The sequence below is a fragment of the Microbulbifer celer genome (assembly GCF_020991125.1).
Taxonomy (GTDB): domain Bacteria; phylum Pseudomonadota; class Gammaproteobacteria; order Pseudomonadales; family Cellvibrionaceae; genus Microbulbifer; species Microbulbifer celer.
In genome coordinates this window covers 4,265,036-4,285,584 of sequence record NZ_CP087715.1, presented here as the reverse complement: position 1 = coordinate 4,285,584, position 20,549 = coordinate 4,265,036, and the positions used below count along the sequence as shown (strand labels likewise).

Here is a 20,549-nt window from a genome sequence, read left to right as displayed (position 1 = left end):
CGGTAGCGGTACCGCCTCTAAGCGAGCTTAAACCGCTATGCCTGTGCGAGCTCAGAACGCATGGCGCTGATCACTTCCGCGTAATCATCTGCATTGAAAATCGCTGAGCCGGCAACAAAGCTGTCGGCGCCGGCTTTGGCGATTTCCTGGATATTATCCCGGGTTACGCCGCCGTCGATTTCCAGGCGGATATCCCGCCCACTATCGTCGATCAGTTTGCGCGCTTGTTTGAGTTTATCCAGGGTGGCGGGAATGAATTTCTGCCCGCCGAAGCCGGGGTTGACCGACATCAGCAGGATCATGTCGAGCTTGTCGAGTACATACTTGGCGGTGTCCAGTCCGGTGGCGGGGTTGAACACAAGGCCTGCCTTGCATCCCAGGGATTGGATCAGTTGCAGGGAGCGGTCGACGTGTTTGCTGGCTTCCGGGTGGAAGGTGATGTAGCTGGCACCGGCGTCGGCAAACATGCGGATCATGTCGTCGACAGGCTCGACCATCAGGTGCACGTCGATGGGCGCTTCGACGCCGTGTTTGCGCAGGGCTTTGCACACCATGGGGCCAATGGTGAGGTTGGGGACGTAGTGATTGTCCATCACATCGAAGTGCACCCAGTCGGCGCCCGCGGCGAGGACATTGTCCACCTCTTCCCCCAGGCGGGCGAAGTTGGCGGAAAGAATGGAAGGTGCAATTTTGTAGTCTGGCATGTTCTCGTCTCAATCTCTTCTGTTTAGAGTTAGGTCGCCCCAAGGGTTCTCGTTTTTAATGGCCCTCAGTGGCGGCCGGGCACTGGGTGGCGCTTTTCAGGAGCGCTGTGAACCCATCCCTGGGCGCTTCGGCGCAAACATCCTGTTTGCGACGATCCTGAAAAGCGCCACCCAGCACCCAGCCTTCAATTTGTAGTTCTTTACTTCGTCAGCTGACAGGTTTTAGCTGGTTACACATCACTGCGCAGGCGTTCCTCCAACTTGCTCAACCGCTCCGGCGTTCCCACGTCACACCAATCGCCGCGATAAACCTCCGCCTGCATAAGATCCTCATTGTGGGTAAAAACCTCGCCCAGGCCGTAGCAGTCCCGCGCATGTGGATAAGTGGTGAGGATTTCCGGTCTCAGCCAGCTGATACCGGCATAGGTAAAGCGCGGTTTGGCGGTGCCGGACAAGAGGCCACGTTCGGTATCGTCCTCTCTTCCCCCATCTATACCAAAATCTCCCTCGGGATTGTGCGGCGGATTGGGGACCATCAACAGGCGCCCCGGACAAGCTTCCGGTAACGGGTTTTCGAGCCAGTGCTTGAAGTCGAAATCGCACCAGACGTCGCCGTTCACGACCAAGAAAGGCCCGTCGCCCAACAGCGGCAGTGCTCTGGTGATGCCGCCGGCGGTTTCCAGGGGCTCGTTTTCTTCCGAGTACTGGATCTGTATGCCCCAGCGGTTACCGTTGCCGAGGTGGTCGCGGATCTGGTCGCCGCGGTAGGCGAGGTTGATGACGACGCGCTGGATACCAGCGGCGGCGAGGCGTTCGAGGGTGTATTCGATCAGCGGTTTGCCCAGTACCGGGATCAACGGTTTGGGGAGGCGGTCGGTGAGGGGCCGCATACGCTTGCCGAAACCGGCGGCGAGCAACATGGCGGCGGGGGCCTGTCGGTTTTCTGAGGTCATGGTGAGGTCGCTGTCTGAGGAGGCGGTTTATTCGGTGGTGACGGCTTGTCGCTCGCCGGCGGTGCGGTAGTCGCGGTACCAGTCCTGCTGTTCGAGCAATGGCAGGATCTCACCGCGAAACCAGTCGGCGAAAGGGCTGAGTTCAGGATAGCGCTCGCACACTTCGACGGTGTAGCGGATTACCAGTGGCAGGTCGGGCAGATAGCCATGTTTGCCGTCGCGCAGGTAGAGTCGCGGGAACAGGCCCAACACCTTGAAGTGGCGCTGTAGCCCCATCCAGTCGAACCAGCGCAGGAAGGTCTCTGCCGACACTTCCGGAATCACGCCGGCGTCGGTGGCGATGGCGCGGTAGGTCAGGGCCCAGTTTTCCACCTGCTCTCGCGGCCAGCGGATATAACAGTCACGCAACAGGGAGGCGAGGTCGTAAGTGACGGGGCCCCAGACCGCGTCCTGGAAGTCCACCACACCGGGGCTCTCGCCGTCGCGCAGCATCAGGTTGCGGCTGTGGTAATCCCGGTGCACCAGCACCTGGGGCTGGGCGCTGGCGCTGTCGAGCAGGTGCGCGAAGGTGCGCTCCAGCATCTGGTCTTCTGCGTCGCTGATGTCGCGTTGTAGCAGTTTGCCCACAAGCCATTCCGGCAACAGCCGCATTTCCATGTGCAACAGTGCGCGATCGTAGGGAGGAAACAGCCCCTCTGCACGCTTGATCTGCTGCAGGCACAGCAATTCGTTCATGACTTCGGCATACAAGCCGGCAACGCTGTCCTCATCCAGTTCCCGCAGCAGCTGGGTGTCACCGAGATCTTCCAGCAGCATATATCCCCGCTCCACATCCGCGGCAATCACCAGCGGTGTGTGGATGCCATTGCGACGCAGGTAGTCCGCGAGGGCAACAAAGCGGCTGGGATTGGTGCGCTGAGGTGGTGAATCCACCGCGATCAGACTGGGGCTGGTATCGGTGCGGAAATAGCGGCGGAAGCCCGCGTCGCCAGATAGCGGACGCAGGTGCAGGGTTTCCTGCAGCGGCGGCACTGACAACTGGTCGTGCCCCGAGACCAGCGCACGGGCAGCCCAGTCACGCAATTCATCACGGCGCTGGTCCAGCCCCTCGGTTACACATTCACTCATCCGTCACCTGCTGCGTCTCTTGACCATGACTATTTATTGACCACGAACTGTTGGCCACGAACAGGCACCGGGCGACCCGGACCTGCGCCATTGGTTACGTCGCCCTTCGGCATCGCTTAAAAACTGCGCATTGTAACCGTGACCGCGTCGGGGATCACCTGTTGCACATCCGGTTAGTGTTTCCATGCCTTATCCCATTCAAGTAGAATCGTCCGCTGATTTTGTGCACTCGCTCAGCCCTCCACGCCAAACGTTGCCATCCTCAGTTTTGAGATTGTGATACGGACAACACAGGAAGGAAAAAGTGTGCGCCCAGGCGGCTGACTAGTCAGCTCTAGTCAGTCTGAGCCAGCCGCCTCCCTCGCCAACGGAACAGACTCTAAAGATAGCCGGAACCGATCACCCGATGCTGGAAGCTTCCCGCTGGCGCCGCCTTGCGCTAGCCATAGGACATTTATCTCGACCCCGCTCTCTCGCCCTCGGCCTGCTGGCTGCGCAGCCCCTGTGGGTAGTGGCGGAAGCAGGAACAGAAAACACAGACGGACCCCGGGCCGCAACCATTGCCGACGCGCAAGACAACCCCTACCTGTATCTGGACTGGTTTCCCAGGAGCCAGCTGACGCCTGCCGAGCACGCGCTGGTGCCACCGGTATGTGGTGGCGTGTATATCGAACCGCCCAGGCTGTACCCGGACGCCGACCTGTTGCCGGAAGAAGCGCCCATGCGGGCTACCGCCGATTCCGCAAGGTGGCTGGAAGACGGCACCGCACAATTGCGCGGCAATGTGCATGCCACCCAGGGCTACCGACAGCTGTTTGCGGATCAGGTGGATATCAACCGCAACGACAACACCGCCCACCTGACCGGCGCAATCGAGATGCGCGAACCCAACTTGCTGGTGCGGGGCAAATCCGCCGAGGTGCACACAGTCAGCAAGGCCGCCTCCATTGAGGACGCCACTTACGTTGTACACGAACAGTCGGTACACGGTTCTGCCCGGCACGCCTCCCGCCAGGCCAGTGGGGAACTGATTCTGACCGAAGGCACCTACACCCGCTGCGAGCCGGATAACGAGTTCTGGCGCATGAGCGGCGGCGAAATCAGCATCGACAATGTGGAGCGCCAGGGCACCGCGCGCAATGTGCGCCTGGAAATCGCCGATGTACCGGTATTCTACTTCCCGTACCTGCGTTTTCCCGTCGGCAGTGATCGCATGTCCGGGTTCCTGTTCCCGAGTATCAGCCGCGACGACGACAACGGCTTCGACGTGGCTATTCCTTATTACCTGAATATCGCCCCGCAGATGGATGCCACCATCGCCCCGCGCTATATCCAGTACCGCGGCACCGGGCTGGAGCTCGAAGGCCGCCATCTAAGCCCCTGGTTCAGTACCGAAGCACGCCTGGCGGGGCTGCCCAACGACAAGGGCGGCGACGACGAGGACGCGCGCAGGCTGATCAATGAAGGGTTTCCGGAAGACCTGGTACTGCCCGCCAAGGGCAAAGACCGCTGGTTGGTGAACCTGAACCAGCTGGGTGGCAATGGCGGTATCTGGCGGACCAGAATTGATTACACCAAGGTGAGCGATGCGGACTATTTCCGCGATCTCGATACCGCCAACGTGCAGGTACCGATGAACGTCAGTTCGCGCGCACTCACCAGCCTGCAGCAGACCGTCGAGGGCAGCCTGACCAGTGAGCACTGGCGCGCCAGTATCCGCGCCCAGGAGTACCAGCAGCTGGTCAAAGACCGCTTCGATACCTTCAGCCAGCTACCGCGGCTCAATGTCGATGGCAACTACAAATGGGGCGACTGGCAACTGCTGATGGAGCACGAGCTCACCAGCTTCGATCACTCGGACACCCAGACCATCCGCTTTATCGACGATGTAGACGACCCGGATAGCGTTACTGAACGTACGCGAGACTTTATCAACGCCCATCGCACCCGGATCGACTACGGTTTCGGCTGGGACAAGCAATGGCTGTGGGGCTTCTTCAATCCGCAGCTGACCGGTATCTACCTCGGCTACGATGTGGACAAAGCCTTCCTTGCGGACCCCAGTCAGAACACCCCGGAGGCTTCCGCTGCACAGCTTTCCATCGACAGCGGCCTGTACTTCGAGCGCGATGGCCGTCTGTTTGATTACGACTACGTGCAGACTCTGGAACCACGCCTGTTCCTGCTCGCCAGTACCGACGCCGACCAGGCCGACCTGCTCGACGTCAGCGATATCCGCCAGATTGATCGCAAGAGCAACAATCTGCTGTATGACACCTCGCTGTTCACCTTCAGCTACGACCAGCTGTTCCGCAGCAGCCGCTTCAACGGCAATGACCGTATTGATGACGCCGACCGCGCCGCTTTCGGTCTAACCACCCGCTTTGTTGATCCCACCAGCGGGCGCGACCTGTTGTCCGCCAGCGCCGGACAGATCTTCTATTCCGAAAACAGCCGCATCGAACTGCAGGGCTTTATCGAGGAAGTCCCCCGCTCGGAGTTCGCCGCGCGCCTGGAGAGCCGCCCTAGCGACAGCCTTCGTATCAGCAGTGAAGTGATCTATGACGATACCGACCACACCATCGACCGCGGTAACGTCACCCTGCGCTACCTGGACCCCGACTTCCGTCTGCTCAACGTCAGCTACCGCTATCTGCGCGATGACGAAGAGTTTGATAACGACGGCAACCTGACCCGGGGCCCCGTCAAGCAGGCGGATATCTCTACGGCCTGGCCACTGAGCAGCCGCTTGTCCATACTCGCCCGGGCCAACTACGATTTAACCTTTGACCGGGAACTGGAGTACCTCGCGGGACTCGAATATGACAGTTGCTGCTATCGTGCGCGCGTCGTGTGGCGGCGCGAACTCGATAACGACCTCGCAGACGTGGTCAAACCGGAAGACCTGGAGTACGACGAAGGCATCTATCTGGAACTGCAGCTGAAAGGCCTCGCCGGCCTCGGCGGCTCGGTCAACCGTATGCTCTCCCAGGGCATCGCCAACTTTGAACAGAGAGAAGTACTGAAACAGTGATGACAATAATGCCGATGTTCAGATTTCCCCACCGCACCCTGCTTGCACTGGGTGTCGTAATGAGTGCGACCCTATGCGCCTTTGCCAGCTCTGCCCTGGCACAGGTACAGAAGCTCGACCGGGTCGTGGCCGTGGTGGACGACGATGTAGTGATGGCCAGCGAACTGCAACAGCGCCTAAACACCATCACCCAGCAGATTGCCGCCCAGGATGTCCAGGCGCCTCCCATCGACGTCCTGCGCCGCCAGGTACTGGAACAGCTGATTATCGAGCGCCTGCAACTGCAGATGGGCGCCCGCGCCGGCGTCACCATCGCCGAGGAAGAGCTCGACCAGGCCATCGCCCGGGTACAGCAGAACATGGGCGTTTCCCCGGAGCAGTTCCAGCAGAAGCTGGAAGCAGACGGCATGTCCAACAACGCCTTCCGCCAGCAGATCCGACAGGAGATGATCATTCGCCAGGTGGAACAGGGCAGCGTCAATCGCCGCATCCAGATTACTGATCAGGACATCAACAACTTCCTGCGCTCCAAAGAAGGCGAGTTCTGGAAGTCTCCCCAGTACTCCCTGGGCCATATCCTGATCCCGGTGGGTTCCAGCGCACCGTCGGAAGAAGTCGCGGAGGCCCGTGCCAAGGCCGAATCCGTGTATGAGAAGGCCACCGGTGGAGAGGACTTCCGCGCCCTGGCGATCTCCAGCTCCGCCGGACAGAACGCCCTGCAGGGCGGCGACCTGGGCTGGCGCAAAACCGTGGAACTGCCCACCCTGTTTGCTGATGCCCTGGAAGGCGTCGAAGTCGGCGGAACCACCAAACCTTTCCGCAGCGATGCCGGCTTTCACCTGCTGAAAATTCACGAACAGCGCGGTGGCGCTGCCGAACAGGTGGTCGAGCAGACCAAGGTCCGCCATATTCTGGTGAAAACCTCCGCCATCCGCGATGACGATGCCGCGTACAAGCTGCTGATGGACCTGCGTGGCCAGATCGAATCCGGCGACCTCAAGTTTGAAGATGCCGCCCGCGAGCACTCCGAGGATATCGGCACCATGCTGCAGGGCGGTGACCTGGGCTGGTCCAACCCCGGCCAGTTTGTACCCGAGTTTACCCAGGCCATGGAAAACACCCCCGCCGGCGAAATGAGCATGCCGTTCCGCAGCCAGTTCGGCTGGCACTTGCTGGAAGTAGAAGGCCGCCGCCAGCAGGATATGACGGACCAGTACATCCGCAATCAGGCTGCCAACCTGCTGCGCAACCGCCGCTATGAAGAAGAGCTTCAGAACTGGCGTCAGGAAATCCGCGACCAGGCTTACGTGGAGATCAAACTCCCCGACCTGAAAGAACCTACAGAAGCCGCCGGCGGCGAGAGCGAAAGCCAGTAATCGGATGATTCCTCGTATTGCCTTCACACCCGGCGAACCCGCCGGGGTCGGCCCGGAGCTCGCAGTCAAGCTGGCCTGCTCCGGGCGGTCCCCTGACGCCACACGCGCCCAGATCATTGCCATCGCCGACCCGGACCTACTGCAGCAGGAGGCCGCGCGCCAGGGCCGCGCGCTGCAACTGATTCCCTTCGATCCCGAACAACCTTCCAGCCCCACTCCCGCCGACAGCCTGCACATCCTGCCGGTTGCGCTCGCCCACGAGGCCCACCCCGGCCAACTCGACATCGCCAACGGCGCCTACGTGCTGGAAACCCTGCAGCGCGCCGCCGATGGCTGCAAGGCGCGCACCTTTGATGCGGTGGTTACAGGCCCGGTACACAAGGGCGTGATCAATGACGCCGGTGTCGCCTTCAGCGGCCATACCGAGTTTTTCGCCGAGCAGGCAGGGGTGGAAAAAGTGGTGATGATGCTGGCCGCGGACGACCTGCGGGTAGCACTGGCCACCACCCACCTACCTTTGAAGGATGTGAGCGGCGCCATCAGCGCAGACTCCCTGCAGCAGGTGCTCACCATCCTGCACCGCAGCCTGCAGAACCAGTTCCGTATCGAGCAGCCCCGTATCGGTGTGTGTGGCCTCAACCCCCACGCCGGTGAAGGCGGACACCTGGGGCGTGAAGAGATCGAGGTTATCGAACCCGCCCTGGATACCCTGCGTGCCCTCGGCATGCACCTGATCGGCCCCCTGCCCGCAGATACCCTGTTTACCCCGCCACAACTGGCGCGCTGTGACGCGGTACTGGCCATGTACCACGATCAGGGGCTACCGGTGTTAAAATTCAAGGGATTCGGCCGCGCCATCAATATCACCCTGGGCCTCCCGTTTATCCGCACCTCAGTGGATCACGGTACCGCGCTCAACATTGCCGGCACAGGCATCGCCGATCTCGGCAGCCTCAATGCCGCCCTGAGCCAGGCCATTGAGCTGGTCCAATTGCGCAACCTCTAATCACTCCTGTAGGAGCCCGCTTGCGGGCAAATAACCAATCCATGGACAACTTTTTCCAACACAAGGCGCGCAAGCGTTTTGGCCAGAACTTTCTCGTCGACGAGAACATCATCGAGCGCATCGTGCGCGCCATCGGCCCCAAAGAAACCGACAAACTGGTGGAAATCGGCCCCGGCCAGGGCGCCATCACCGAGTTGCTGCTGGGCCGTTGCCCATCGCTCACGGCCGTGGAACTGGACCGGGACCTGATCCCGATGCTGGAATTCAAATTCCGCGAATACCCGGAATTTACCATCATCGAAAAAGACGCGCTGAAATTCGATTTCGGCACGCTGGTGGACGAGGGACAGCAGCTGCGTATCGTCGGCAACCTGCCGTACAACATCTCCACACCACTGCTGTTCCATCTGCTCAGCTTCCGCGGCAAGGTACAGGACATGCACTTTATGCTGCAGAAGGAAGTAGTGGACCGCTTGAGCGCGGTGCCGGGGGAGAAGGCCTTCGGACGCCTCAGTGTGATGGTGCAGTACTTCTGCCGCGTACAGGGCCTGTTTCCGGTGCCGCCGCAGTCTTTCCGCCCCGCGCCCAAGGTGGAATCCGCCATTGTGCGCCTGGTCCCGCACCAGGAGCTTCCTCACCCGGCCAAAGACGAAAAACTGCTGGAACGCATCGTTGCTGTCGCCTTCCAACAACGCCGCAAAACCCTGCGCAATGCCCTCAAACCCCTGTTCCCGGACCTGGATCCCGCACAACTGCCGGTGGACGCCAGCCAGCGCCCGGAGGCGCTCGGTGTCAAAGACTACGTGGCGCTGGCAGACTACTGCTCAACCCTGAATGCACCCTCCCCGTAGGGTGGATAAGTGAAACGCATCCACCAATAAGCACGGAAAAAATTTTGGCGACTTACGCAATCGGCGATATCCAGGGCTGCCTGGAACCACTACAGAGACTGCTGAAAAAAGTCCGCTTCAATGCAGACAAAGACAGATTGTGGCTGGCGGGCGATATGGTCCACCGCGGCCCGGACAGCCTCGGTACCCTGCGCTTTCTGTACGAGCACCGCCACCAGGTCACCGCGGTACTCGGCAACCACGACCTGCACCTGCTGGCGCTCGCCCACGGCGCCAAACGTCTGACCGACAAGGAACACGACCTGGCCGAAGTGTTACGGGCCAAAGATGCCGACAAGCTGCTCGGCTGGCTGCAGAACCAGCCGCTGATGGTGCACAAGAAAGTCGCCGGCAAATACTTTTCCATGGTCCACGCCGGCATCCCGCCCATCTGGAGCATGAGCAAAGCACTGGAACTGTCGGGCGAAGTACACCACGCCCTGCAGGACCCGGCCATGGCCAAGGCTTTCTTCTATGGCATGTACGGCAATGAGCCGCACCTGTGGAATGACCACCTGATCGGCGTCGAGCGCCTGCGCTCCATCACCAACTACTTCACCCGCATGCGTTTTTGCAAGGCCGACGGCACCCTGGATCTGATCACCAAACAGGGCCCGCTCGCCGCCCACCACGACTACCAGCCTTGGTTCAGCTTCGAACACCGCAAAACCATCAATGACCGGATCATTTTCGGCCACTGGGCGGCGCTGGAGGGAGAAGCCAATACCGAGAACATCTACGCCCTCGATACCGGCTGCGTGTGGGGGGGTTACCTGACCGCGATGCGACTGGAAGATGAGGAATTTTTCTGTGCGGATTGTGCATTTACGTAAATTTCAAATAATAATTTACCCAAAATACGCCAGCACCCCAATTCCCGCCATAACAAGTAATGGAGAAACCAACACCTGAAGCACAGAAATAAGAAATAACAGGTTAATCACATTGCAAAGTATCCCAAATAGGGCATACGGAAGCATAGTCTGGTCATTAAAAAGCAGAGACATCAAATACACAACTGGAAGCGAAAAAAGGAATCGACCCCAGATTTCAGAAACAAACAAATAACTCCGGCTACGGCACTTTGCATACGGTGTTTGTCAAAGAAGATGTCGCGATCAGCGGTTAAGCGGCTTGTTTTTCTTGTGGTGGGTTAAGCCAGACGCCTCTAATAGGATTCCAGTTCCTGGTGTGGCGTGGCCACCGTCTCGGGTTCTTCCGTTTCGCCTCTTCGTACACGGTTTTACGGCGCTTTAGTAGTTCAATCTCTTCGCCACTATGACGCTGGCTCGGCGTCACAAAGCGGATCGCGCTGTGGCGATGTGCATTGTTGTACCACTGCACGAAGCTATGAACCCATTGCCTTGCTGCGGAGATACTCTCAAACGGTTTGCTCGGATAGCTCGGTCCGTATTTCAAGGTTCTGAACAAGCTCTCCGAGTACGGGTTGTCATTGCTCACTGAGGGCCGACTGAACGATGCCACCACCCCGAGCTTTTGCAATGTGGCCAGCATGGTGGCGCCCTTCATCGGCCCACCATTGTCTGAGTGCAGAACCAATCCATTCTTGACGGCGCCCTCCGCAAGCTGCGCTTTGCGAATCAGGGTGCTGGCATGTTCTGACGACTCTTCAGTATGCACTTCCCAGCCCACTATTTTGCGGCTGAAGACATCGAGTATCAGATACAGCCGGTAGAAGGCTCCTCTTACACTGGACGCTAGGAAGGTAATATCCCAGCTCCACACCTGGTTCGGGCGATCTGCCAGGTACGCATTCGGTTTCGCGACGTTACGTGGCGCCTCCGCCTTACCTCGGCGGTGCAGCTGATTCGCTTCGTGCAATACGCGGTAGAAGCTGGATTCAGAGCCGATATAGATTCCTTGATCGGCCAGCATCGGGACAATCTGTGATGGCGGAAGGCTGCGGTATTCCGGCTGGTTGCAGACTGCCAGTATCTTTTGTCGCTCTTCGATAGTGAGCTTGTTACCCGGGGTACGTGCCTGAGCCGCGCGCTTGCGCTGATCGACCAAGCTTCGCTCCTGCAATGCTTTCTCCCAGCGTTGCAGGGTACGCACAGTGAGGTTCAATACCGCGCACGCTTTGTACCGGGCAGCGCCTGCCGTCACCGCTTCTTCGATAAGCTCTATCGCCACCTGACGGTCTTCCGAGGCGATCATTCGTCCTCGCTTTCCCCCCAGATGGCTTGGGCCTTTTTTTGCAGCACCAGTAACGCAGCCGCCTCCGCCAGCGCCTTCTCTTTGCGCTTGAGCTCTTTCTCTAGCTTGCGGCTTTTCTTGCGCTCTTTCTGCAGGTCGCGCCGCTCCTCCATGGACATCTGGTCGCGACTACCGGCCCCACTAATCGCAGCTTCACGCCAGCGCTGTATCTGCTCGGCGTAGAGCCCTTTCTTGCGGCAATACTCCGCCAGCTCGGCTTCATTCAGCGCTGCGGTCTCAAGGACTACGGCGAATTTACTCTCCCCGCTCCAATTTTCGGGGTTCTTTGGATCAGCTGGCACGGCTACACCCTGTTCACGAAATTGATTTCGCCAATTGTACAGGGTTGGCTCTGAAACGCCGGTTTCCCGGCTAACCTCCGCTATCGACTTCGCGTTCGGCGGCATCATCATCTGAACAGTGCGTTCTTTAAAGCCATCGTTATATCGTGGCATCCTTCACTCTGTTACCACCCCCTGATACATTGCTGGTTAGAAAGTGAGCGCGACATCTATCCTGACACAGGGGGCATACATCCAGAAAAAAGTTACAGACTCTTCTTTCAATACAAACCTGACTCCCTGAGAAATCAAGAAAGCCCCACCCCCAATACAAAAAGCTCGCACAATAAAGGGCAGACTCGAATCAAAGAACGCATAACCTACTCCCATGTAACCGATAAAGGTTATACACCTGGCTAATAAATCCCAGGAAGACCAAAACTTTACACTGAAAAAACCAGGAAGAAGCAAATCACGATACTTTAAACAGGTAAAAGCTACAGTGAATAAAGTGCAAACGATCGAAAACAATGAAAAATAGAGAAGATAGTGTAAAAAACTAAAACTTTTCCCAGACCACAGCAAAATTACGAGAGGAACCAACCATAGAGCCCAAAACACATAATTAAACGTAAATTGAACCCTGCAAAGCTCAAAAATCAATTTACGCCAACCGCAGTTGGTCAAAAACCAAACCAACTCCTCCAGCTTCGGAAAAAGTAACACAACAACGACTGAAAATAGAATGTGTATCGCTAAAAGAAACGTTATCGCACCACTCTTCTGTCCTTCATCACCAATCAAAAGCAGACTTACAGGCAAGTGTATAGTTAGAAGAATTGGCGTAAACAAAACTCCTAACAGGAGGTATAACCACCTATGTGTTTGCTCAAACAACTGAAACTTATAATTTACACCAAGCTTCAAAATAAAGCCCAATTCCGACTTCACAGAGAAAGCACCTCTTCCGGAGGAGCCACCCCTCTATGATCCACATAAATCAATTTCCCTTCATAACTTTCTAAGTAATTCTCTATCGCAGCAACAGACCTGCCATCCAATGCATTGAACGGCTCATCCATAATCAAAACCCCGCGCTCCTTGCGCACCGCACAAACAATCGAGACCCGTCTCTTTTGTCCCTCTGACAGTCCTTCATACTTCTCACTAAAATTTATTCCCCTTAGAAGCGAAGATTCAAGCTCCTCAAAGTGACACCCACTCCTAGGATCAAAAAAAGATAGCGTCTGCGCAACAGTCAAATACCCCGGAACTTGAATTGCAGACGAAAAAAACCCGCATAGTTTACGCCTATTCGACGGCCGCACACTACCTTCCAAAAAAATAGAGCCAGATGCCACCGGAATCAGCCCAGCCAACGCTAACAGCAATGTCGTTTTTCCGGCCCCATTTACGCCCGTCACCCTAACCCTTGAACTACTGGACACAAAGTTCAATCCACGAACAACGCTTTTTCCAGACCGTTTTATCTCTAGGGATGTTAAGTTAATACTTGTCATAATCTGGCCTTTTGAATTCAGGTAATAACTGCAATTCTTTACGCGGAGGGCGGATCATGTCGCTAGCCTACAAATAGTTCAATCGGTGATTTTCCGCTTCTGGTTTCTCTCGACCTGTTGCTCAGCCAGTTGATAAAAAAGAGCCAGCCTCTCAGAAGCAGCGAATGTGTATACCTTAGGCGCAATGAAAATTCAGGATGCAGATGAAGAAAATCCAATACCGAGAAAATATAGTGGACCATGCGCAAATTTCTGTAACAGTTCACTGCGCCTTGGTTAAAGAGTCCCACGCACAACTCATTAACTGTGATCAGGAGGTTATCGAACTGTGACGCGACTGGAGGGCGATGTACTTTTCTGCGCGGATTGCGCACTGTAAGCGGCGAGATCACCAATATCCGACAGGATTAATCGATGAATGACACCAGCAGCCCACCACAGATAGGCGGCACCTGCTGGCAGTAGGGGGATCCAGAATAATGTCCCCGATTGCCCTTGCGCCTGCTGGATAAAGTTGAATATCCATAGAGCGCCGAGGGCAAAAAATATCAGGCATGCGGAAAGTAGTAAAAACAGGATTTCATACTTCAGCCTTACGGTATCTCTCCAATCCTTCAAAGCCACCTCCTTGTACTTTTCTATCTTATTGTCTTATACCGCGGTTATTTTCTTATACCACTATTCCCGATATTAGCGCACGCACTTGGAATTTTCTTTTTAATACTTTTAAAGAATCCCAAAGTAAATTACCACGACCGCGCTGGTCAGGTTATTGAGCAGATGGAGCAACATCGGCAGTAGTACTGAACCACTTTTTTCACGCGCTACCCCGAGAATAAGTGCGAGCACAAAAATAAAGCTCAATTGAATCCAGTGATACTGGCCCGCATGCAATAATGCGAAGAGGATGGAGGTCAGTAACAGCGTGCCGCTGAACCCAAGCCGGGAGTGACGCCAGGCGCGGAAGAGATAGCCACGAAAAACCAACTCTTCCAATAGCGGCGCGGCAAATACGATGATCAACGCCAGTAGCAGATGCTTGCTGCCGGCAAGGGTCTCCATAAATTGGCCCGGCTCGATATCAAACCATTGAACCGCAGCCACTTCCAGCGCGATAAAGGCAAGCAGCACACCAATCCACGGCAGTAATTGCTTTCTGGGAAAGGCCTTAACGGCCAGGGTATCCAGCGCCGGTTGTGTCCTGAACCGCGCCACCAAAAGCAGAACCGGCAAAATAAACACAAACTGGACAAGATACATTCCGGCCATCGCCGTCGGTGTTGTGATATGCGCGGCCACTTCGGCCTGGATGGCCGCGGGGTCCACTACTTGGCCAGCAGCCCCCAGTTTGGCACCGAGATATCCACCGTAACCTGCGATGTACAGAAAAACACCGACAAAATGCAGCAGGGCAAAAACCATAAGCCAGCCGGTTGCACGCCAGGGCTTGGGGAGTTGTTCCACAGCCGAATGGACTCTCGCCGCAGCGCCTCTTTCCGCGTTATCGCTTACCGTATTTTCCTTATCAGAAGCTCCCACAGCAGGTTCCATTGCCATCTCCTTTCCATCCAGTCTGACAACCTGACGCAGTATTCGCCAAGCACAATTTGCATCCTATATGACGCATAATTGATTGATCTGGATTAAGAATCAATAGCAAGCCATTACAGACCATTACACTTCACCACGACACTTCACGACGAGGCACGCCAACACCAGACAATCTGCAGCTGCAGTTACCCCTCTTTGGTATCGAGCAAGACTTCCACGAAGTGATCAGAGACTGTGCAATGGTGCTTCCGAGCGTACCGAGGCTGACTCGGTCGTTGCCGTCGGTTGCTCGGCAGTGGTGCCGGGAGTTGCCTGCAATCCTGCGCCCGCTGCACCGGTGCCATTGCCAGCGTTTTGCGTCTGCAGCTTCATTGCCACAAGCAATAACCCTGCCGGATCGAGATTACCGGTTAGTGTCAGGACATTCTCGCCCTGTATCCATCGGACTTCGTCCGTACCGCCGATGGAAGGGGCTTCGATTGCGGTTTCATCCACGGCACTGGCGAGGCGTGATTTGATCAGCGTCAGCTGGACACCATCGGCACCCGTGAAATGGAACGTCTGGGATTGCGGCGGAGGGGAAAGCTGACTTTTCGGCAGCATGTCAGGTTCGGGCAGACTCAACGCAGGCTCGTTAGACAATGTAGCCACACTGGGCTTGGGCGGCACTGGAGCGCCTTCCTGCTGCAGGGCGGGGATTTCCCCGGCATCACTGACCGTTATTGGTGCAACCGCCTGTTTTTGGGGAACAGCTGGGGCCATTTCAACCAGAGGACCTCCCACGCCGTCATCGCCTGATGTCGAAGCGGGGGCTTCGCCAAGCCCGGGGATAAGGTCTGACGCACCGCCAACCACGATACCGGAAACAAATAGTACGGATGCGGCTACGGCGCGAAACCAGCCCAGGTCCGGATTCCGCAGGCGCGGTGGTAACTCACTGTCGCGCGCTGCCGATGTTTCATCGTCCAGACCAGAGAAGCTGCCCATCAGCTCAGCGTCCTGACACCAATACTGGTAAACCACGTCGGCACTATCCCGGTGGCGACGCAGATGTTCAGCCACGACTCGCGCCCGCGATGGGGAGAGAGCCCCGTCGGCGAACGCACTCAGATCCTCCATCTGCACTGCTGGTTTTTCCTGCGCTTGGTTCCGGCCAAACATAGTGTTGCCTCTTCTGACGACCCTTTCCTGATTACTGTCTGCGCACTATCAATTACGCTGGCGATTTACTTTACGCGACGTAACATCGCTCCCTCAGAGCCTGATACGGCACTTGCCGTGCGGGGGGCACGGTCTGCAGGCTGGCAATATTCGCGTACAAACTCCCGGGCCCGGGATAGCCGCGAGCGCAGCGTTCCCACTTTGATTCCCAAGATATCTGCTGCCTCTTCATAGCTGGGGTTTTCCAGCACGATCAGCATCAGTGCTGCACGCTGCTCCACCGGCAACCGCTCAATGGCTGAAGCGGCATCCCTGCACAGTAATTGCGCGTCGTGATCCGCTGTCACGTGAAGGTCCTCCCCCGGGTTGGTTGAGGAGACTTCTCTTCGGGTCGCCGCACTGCTGCGGTGATTCAGGAAAATTCGATATAGCATCCGAAATAACCAGGCGCGGACATTGCCGCTGCGGCGCCAAAGTAAGCGCTTGCGCAATGCGCGCTCCAGGCAATCCTGTACAAGGTCTTCAGCAGCAACCGAATCATTGGTCAGGCTCTGTGCGTACCGACGCAAATGGGGTATTTGCTTGCACACGTTTTGTTCAAAATTCATAGAGCGCTCGCTGCCAGTTTGCTGTCATCTGTAAAAGCTAATGAGCTCTCACACAGTACCACTAACAGGTATCTATGAATAAAGTTCCCGAAACTCCGAAATATGGTTGCTTTTCAACCAATACAGAGGGAAATCGGGTTTATCAGAATTTTTTGGAACCGGATGGAAGCTGTCTTGTTTGTGTAAGTGATGGCGGCAGCAAAAGTTGCCGCAGATCAAATTAAGACAAGTTAACTGCAATAATTGGAGTCATCCGAAATGAAAAAGTGGACGTCCACGATTACCTGTCACCTGGCTACCGCACTGTTACTGACTTTCGGCATGTCCGTTCACGCCCAGCAATCCGACACCAACGCAGATGCCGGTGCCTACGCACAACCGTCCCAGGCAGCGACGCCTACCACTTTCACCGATAGCGACCTGACCGCATTCAATGAGGCCCAGAGCAAGGTGGATGCGATTCGCACCGAGATTTCTGCCAAGTTACAAACCACCCAGGATCCAGAGGAAGCGCAAAAGCTGCGTGAGGAAGCCAACTCCAGAATGATTTCCGCTGTGGAATCCGCCGGACTTTCACGCTCAAAATACAATCAGATTGTCCAGGCTGTGATGAAAGATCCCAAACTGGCTGAAAAACTTGCACAACTGAAATAACGTCTTCCCTGCTTGGCAGGGCGTGTTACGGGATCCTAGCGCGCCCTGCTGATTACAGCCTGAGCCAGTGAGCCGGGCTCAGGCTGTAATCTCACATCAATCAGCTTTTGTACCCGTTTGGATTCTGCGACTGCCAGCGCCAGGTATCTTCCACCATACGTTTTAGATCGAGCTCGGTTTTCCAGCCCAGCTCCTGTTCGGCATAGGTCGGGTCTGCGTAACACTCGGCAATATCTCCGGGCCGGCGGGGTACGATCTTGTAGGGAATTTCTTTGCCGGACGCCTCGGCAAACGCGCGCACGATTTCCAGCACAGAGCTACCACGGCCAGTGCCCAGGTTGTAGGTATAACAACCGGCGTCCGTATCTTCCTGTTTAAGCTTGTTGAGTGCCGCCAGATGTCCGCGAGCCAGGTCCACCACATGGATATAGTCGCGCACGCCCGTACCATCCGCAGTTGCATAGTCGTCACCAAATACCTGTAGTTGTGGGAGGCGACCGACGGCGACTTGTGCCACGTAGGGCAGCAGGTTGTTGGGGATACCTGCAGGATCTTCGCCGATGGTGCCGCTCTTATGGGCACCGATGGGGTTGAAGTAGCGCAGCAGGCTCACTTTCCACTGACTATCCGGTGCCTGACACAGATCCCTGAGCATATCCTCCACCATCAGCTTACTGGCCCCATAGGGGTTGGTAGCGCCGGTAGCGAAGTCTTCGCGGATGGGCACAGAGGCCGGATCGCCATAAACGGTAGCGGATGAGCTGAATATCAGCTGGCGTACACCAAAGGACTCCATCACTTCACAGAGGGTGAGCGTGCCTGCGACATTATTCTGGTAATAACGCAAAGGTTGAGCAACAGATTCTCCAACCGCCTTGAGGCCGGCAAAGTGGATCACTGCAGCAATGTCGTAATGACGGAAAACGTCGCCCAGTGCATCCGCGTCCCTGATATCCACCTGATGGAACGGGACCGCAACACCGGTGATCGCCTCAACCCTACGCAGGGCCTCTTCACTGCTGTTACAGAGGTTGTCCACAACCACCGGCTCAAAACCGGCCTGAATCAACTCTACGCAGGTGTGGCTGCCGATATAGCCCGCGCCCCCGGTTACCAGAACTTTCATGCTTTTCCTTTCCTGTTCGCGAATTTTGCCTTCCGATGGGTGAATTTGAAGGCGGCGGCAGTCTAACCTGCCATTTGTGCGAGCTATTCTACGCCTTCCAGGGGTTTCGCAAAACTGGCGCAACATTCAACCCATCTTTGGCCGATTCAACATTGAAGACCACAGCGGTGGCTATCCTGAAAGTGCGGGGATAGCAGTCCCCTGTTGCGACAGCAGCATCGTCGCGCCATTAATAGGTAATAAAGATAGCGTTCTCGCGCGTCAGCGCTCTTCAGCATTCGTTGCGAGATGTATTCGCGGTCACCACCACGCTGCAGCGCAGTTGGCACTCCACGGCTGGAGGCCAGTTACTGTCGCGGTACGCTACAGGGAGTCGTACACCATGTCGATATTCAACCACTACCTGGAACGCTACGAGTCGATTCAGGAGGAAGAACTCACCATCCAGGAATATCTGGAGCTGTGTAAAAATGATCGCAGCGCCTATGCATCCCCCGCCGAACGCATGCTGATGGCAATCGGCGAAGCCGAGCTGGTAGACACCTCCCGCGATCCACGACTCTCGCGCATCTTTTCCAACAAGGTCATCAAACGCTACAAAGCATTCAGCGAATTCTACGGAATGGAAGAGGCCATCGAGCAGATTGTTTCTTTCTTCCGTCACGCGGCACAGGGGCTGGAGGAGAAGAAACAGATTCTCTACCTGCTGGGCCCTGTCGGCGGCGGTAAATCCTCACTGGCCGAGCGCCTCAAGGCATTGATGGAGCAGGTGCCGATCTACGCCATCAAAGGCTCGCCGGTGTTTGAATCGCCGCTGGCCCTGTTCTCTCCCTCGGAAGACGGCCAGATCCTGGAGGAGGACTACGGCATTCCACGCCGCTACGTGAATACCATCATGTCTCCCTGGGCGGTCAAGCGCCTGCATGAATACCAGGGCGATATCAGCAAGTTCAAAGTGGTCAAACTCCGCCCCTCGATTCTCGACCAGACCGCGATTGCGAAAACCGAGCCCGGTGATGAGAACAATCAGGATATTTCCTCCCTGGTGGGCAAGGTGGATATTCGCAAGCTGGAGGACTTCCCCCAGAACGACCCCGACGCTTACAGTTTCTCCGGCAGCCTGTGTCGCTCCAATCAGGGGCTGATGGAGTTTGTGGAAATGTTCAAAGCGCCGATCAAGGTGCTGCACCCACTGCTGACCGCCACCCAGGAAGGCAATTACAACAGTACCGAAGGGCTGGGCGCGATTCCGTTTAACGGCGTGATTCTGGCGCACTCCAACGAGTCCGAGTGGCAGTCATTCCGCAACAATCGCAATAACGAAGCTTTCCTTGATCGTATTTACATCGTCAAGGTGCCCTATTGCCTGCGCGTAAAAGAAGAAATGAAAATTTACGACAAGTTGCTGGAGCACAGTTCCCTGTCCAAAGCGCCGTGCGCCCCGGACACCCTGCGAATGCTGGCACAGTTCTCCGTACTGTCGCGGGTCAAAAACCCGGAAAACTCGAGCATCTTCTCCAAGATGCGGGTGTACGATGGCGAGAACCTGAAGGACACCGATCCCAAAGCCAAAACAATCCAGGAATACCGCGATAACGCCGGTGTCGATGAAGGCATGAACGGCCTGTCCACCCGCTTCGCATTCAAGATTCTGTCCAAGGTATTCAACTTCGATGCCACCGAGGTGGCGGCCAACCCGGTCCACCTGCTGTATGTACTGGAACAGCAGATTGAACAGCAACAGTTCCCACCGGAGCAGCAGGAAAACTACCTCGGGTTCATCAAGGAATACCTGGCGCCCCGCTACGTCGAGTTTATCGGCAAGGAAATTCAGACCGCTTACCTGGAATCCTACGCAGAGTATGGCCAGAACCTGTTCGATCGCTACGTGACTTACGCAGACTTCTGGATTCAGGACCAGGAATACCGCGATCCGGAAACCGGCGAAATCCTCGACCGTGCGGCGCTGAACGAAGAGCTGGAAAAGACCGAGAAACCCGCGGGCATTTCCAACCCGAAAGATTTCCGCAACGAGATCGTCAATTTTGTGCTGCGCGCCCGCGCGGGCAACCAGGGCAAAAACCCGGATTGGCGCTCATACGAGAAACTCAAGGCGGTGATCGAGAAAAAAATGTTCTCGAATACGGAAGATCTGCTACCGGTTATCTCGTTCAACACCAAAGCCTCTGCAGACGACCAGAAGAAGCACGCAGACTTCGTCGAGCGGATGGTGGAGCGTGGATATACCGAGAAACAGGTACGCCTGCTTTCCGAATGGTATCTGCGGGTGAGGAAGTCTCAGTAACCTCTGCGTGGTTCCGTCGAGATTCAGTGGCGGTG

Annotated in this window: 18 protein-coding genes; 7 read left to right on the top strand and 11 right to left on the bottom strand. The window is 56.5% G+C overall.

The window, feature by feature from the left end; all coding sequences use genetic code 11:
- Positions 1–35: 35 nt before the first annotated feature.
- The 3 genes from rpe to LPW13_RS17870 form a co-directional block, all read right to left on the bottom strand.
- The gene (gene rpe, locus LPW13_RS17880) at positions 36–704 is read right to left on the bottom strand and encodes a ribulose-phosphate 3-epimerase (RefSeq protein ID WP_230437352.1); all 669 of its coding nucleotides are present in this window, start codon (positions 702–704) and stop codon (positions 36–38) included.
- A gap of 230 nt (positions 705–934) precedes the next feature.
- Positions 935–1,657 carry a nucleotidyltransferase family protein gene (locus tag LPW13_RS17875; RefSeq protein WP_230437351.1) on the bottom strand — a complete coding sequence of 241 codons (723 nt, stop codon included), beginning with the start codon at positions 1,655–1,657 and terminating at the stop codon, positions 935–937.
- Between the two features lie 27 nt (positions 1,658–1,684).
- Positions 1,685–2,785: an aminoglycoside phosphotransferase family protein gene (locus LPW13_RS17870; protein ID WP_230437350.1), complete on the bottom strand. Its 1,101-nt coding sequence runs from the start codon at positions 2,783–2,785 to the stop codon at positions 1,685–1,687.
- A 406-nt stretch (positions 2,786–3,191) separates the two neighbouring features.
- Here LPW13_RS17870 and lptD point away from each other — a divergent pair, with 406 nt between their 5' ends.
- From lptD to LPW13_RS17845, 5 genes are read left to right on the top strand one after another with little or no spacing between them, the layout of a single operon-like run.
- Positions 3,192–5,819, top strand: a complete 2,628-nt coding sequence (gene lptD, locus LPW13_RS17865; RefSeq protein WP_230437349.1) for an LPS-assembly protein LptD — start codon at positions 3,192–3,194, stop codon at positions 5,817–5,819.
- A 14-nt stretch (positions 5,820–5,833) separates the two neighbouring features.
- Positions 5,834–7,195: a peptidylprolyl isomerase gene (locus LPW13_RS17860; RefSeq protein ID WP_230437348.1), complete on the top strand. Its 1,362-nt coding sequence runs from the start codon at positions 5,834–5,836 to the stop codon at positions 7,193–7,195.
- Between the two features lie 4 nt (positions 7,196–7,199).
- Positions 7,200–8,201: a 4-hydroxythreonine-4-phosphate dehydrogenase PdxA gene (gene pdxA / locus LPW13_RS17855; protein ID WP_230437347.1), complete on the top strand. Its 1,002-nt coding sequence runs from the start codon at positions 7,200–7,202 to the stop codon at positions 8,199–8,201.
- Positions 8,202–8,242: 41 nt separating this feature from the next.
- Positions 8,243–9,052 (top strand): 16S rRNA (adenine(1518)-N(6)/adenine(1519)-N(6))-dimethyltransferase RsmA, encoded by an 810-nt coding sequence (gene rsmA / locus LPW13_RS17850; RefSeq protein WP_230437346.1) that lies wholly within the window; start codon positions 8,243–8,245, stop codon positions 9,050–9,052.
- A gap of 44 nt (positions 9,053–9,096) precedes the next feature.
- A complete protein-coding gene (locus LPW13_RS17845) occupies positions 9,097–9,924 on the top strand; it encodes a symmetrical bis(5'-nucleosyl)-tetraphosphatase (RefSeq protein ID WP_230437345.1) in 828 nt (275 codons plus the stop codon).
- A gap of 292 nt (positions 9,925–10,216) precedes the next feature.
- Here LPW13_RS17845 and LPW13_RS17840 read toward each other — a convergent pair.
- The 7 genes from LPW13_RS17840 to LPW13_RS17810 form a co-directional block, all read right to left on the bottom strand.
- Positions 10,217–11,763, bottom strand: a protein-coding gene (locus LPW13_RS17840; RefSeq protein WP_407941944.1) for an IS3 family transposase whose coding sequence is annotated in 2 segments (ribosomal slippage) — positions 10,217–11,292 and positions 11,292–11,763 — 1,548 coding nt in all. Because the reading frame shifts where the segments join, the coding sequence is not laid out codon by codon here.
- A 36-nt stretch (positions 11,764–11,799) separates the two neighbouring features.
- A complete protein-coding gene (locus tag LPW13_RS17835) occupies positions 11,800–12,540 on the bottom strand; it encodes a hypothetical protein (RefSeq protein ID WP_230437344.1) in 741 nt (246 codons plus the stop codon).
- Entirely contained in the window at positions 12,537–13,109 is a 573-nt protein-coding gene (locus LPW13_RS17830; RefSeq protein ID WP_230437343.1) for an ABC transporter ATP-binding protein, read from the bottom strand. The genes LPW13_RS17835 and LPW13_RS17830 overlap by 4 nt, the downstream gene beginning before the upstream one ends.
- Positions 13,110–13,427: 318 nt before the next feature.
- The gene (locus tag LPW13_RS17825) at positions 13,428–13,727 is read right to left on the bottom strand and encodes a hypothetical protein (protein WP_230437342.1); all 300 of its coding nucleotides are present in this window, start codon (positions 13,725–13,727) and stop codon (positions 13,428–13,430) included.
- A gap of 108 nt (positions 13,728–13,835) precedes the next feature.
- Positions 13,836–14,660: a CPBP family intramembrane glutamic endopeptidase gene (locus LPW13_RS17820; RefSeq protein WP_230437341.1), complete on the bottom strand. Its 825-nt coding sequence runs from the start codon at positions 14,658–14,660 to the stop codon at positions 13,836–13,838.
- A 225-nt stretch (positions 14,661–14,885) separates the two neighbouring features.
- Entirely contained in the window at positions 14,886–15,821 is a 936-nt protein-coding gene (locus LPW13_RS17815) for an anti-sigma factor family protein (RefSeq protein ID WP_230437340.1), read from the bottom strand.
- A gap of 65 nt (positions 15,822–15,886) precedes the next feature.
- A complete protein-coding gene (locus LPW13_RS17810) occupies positions 15,887–16,429 on the bottom strand; it encodes an RNA polymerase sigma factor (RefSeq protein ID WP_230437339.1) in 543 nt (180 codons plus the stop codon).
- A 258-nt stretch (positions 16,430–16,687) separates the two neighbouring features.
- Here LPW13_RS17810 and LPW13_RS17805 point away from each other — a divergent pair, with 258 nt between their 5' ends.
- Positions 16,688–17,083 carry a DUF4168 domain-containing protein gene (locus LPW13_RS17805; protein WP_230437338.1) on the top strand — a complete coding sequence of 132 codons (396 nt, stop codon included), beginning with the start codon at positions 16,688–16,690 and terminating at the stop codon, positions 17,081–17,083.
- Between the two features lie 100 nt (positions 17,084–17,183).
- Here LPW13_RS17805 and galE read toward each other — a convergent pair whose 3' ends face one another.
- Positions 17,184–18,209, bottom strand: a complete 1,026-nt coding sequence (galE, locus tag LPW13_RS17800) for a UDP-glucose 4-epimerase GalE (protein WP_230437337.1) — start codon at positions 18,207–18,209, stop codon at positions 17,184–17,186.
- 382 nt (positions 18,210–18,591) lie between these two features.
- Between galE and LPW13_RS17795 the strand changes: the two genes are divergently transcribed.
- A complete protein-coding gene (locus tag LPW13_RS17795) occupies positions 18,592–20,514 on the top strand; it encodes a PrkA family serine protein kinase (RefSeq protein ID WP_230437336.1) in 1,923 nt (640 codons plus the stop codon).
- Positions 20,515–20,549 lie beyond the last annotated feature (35 nt).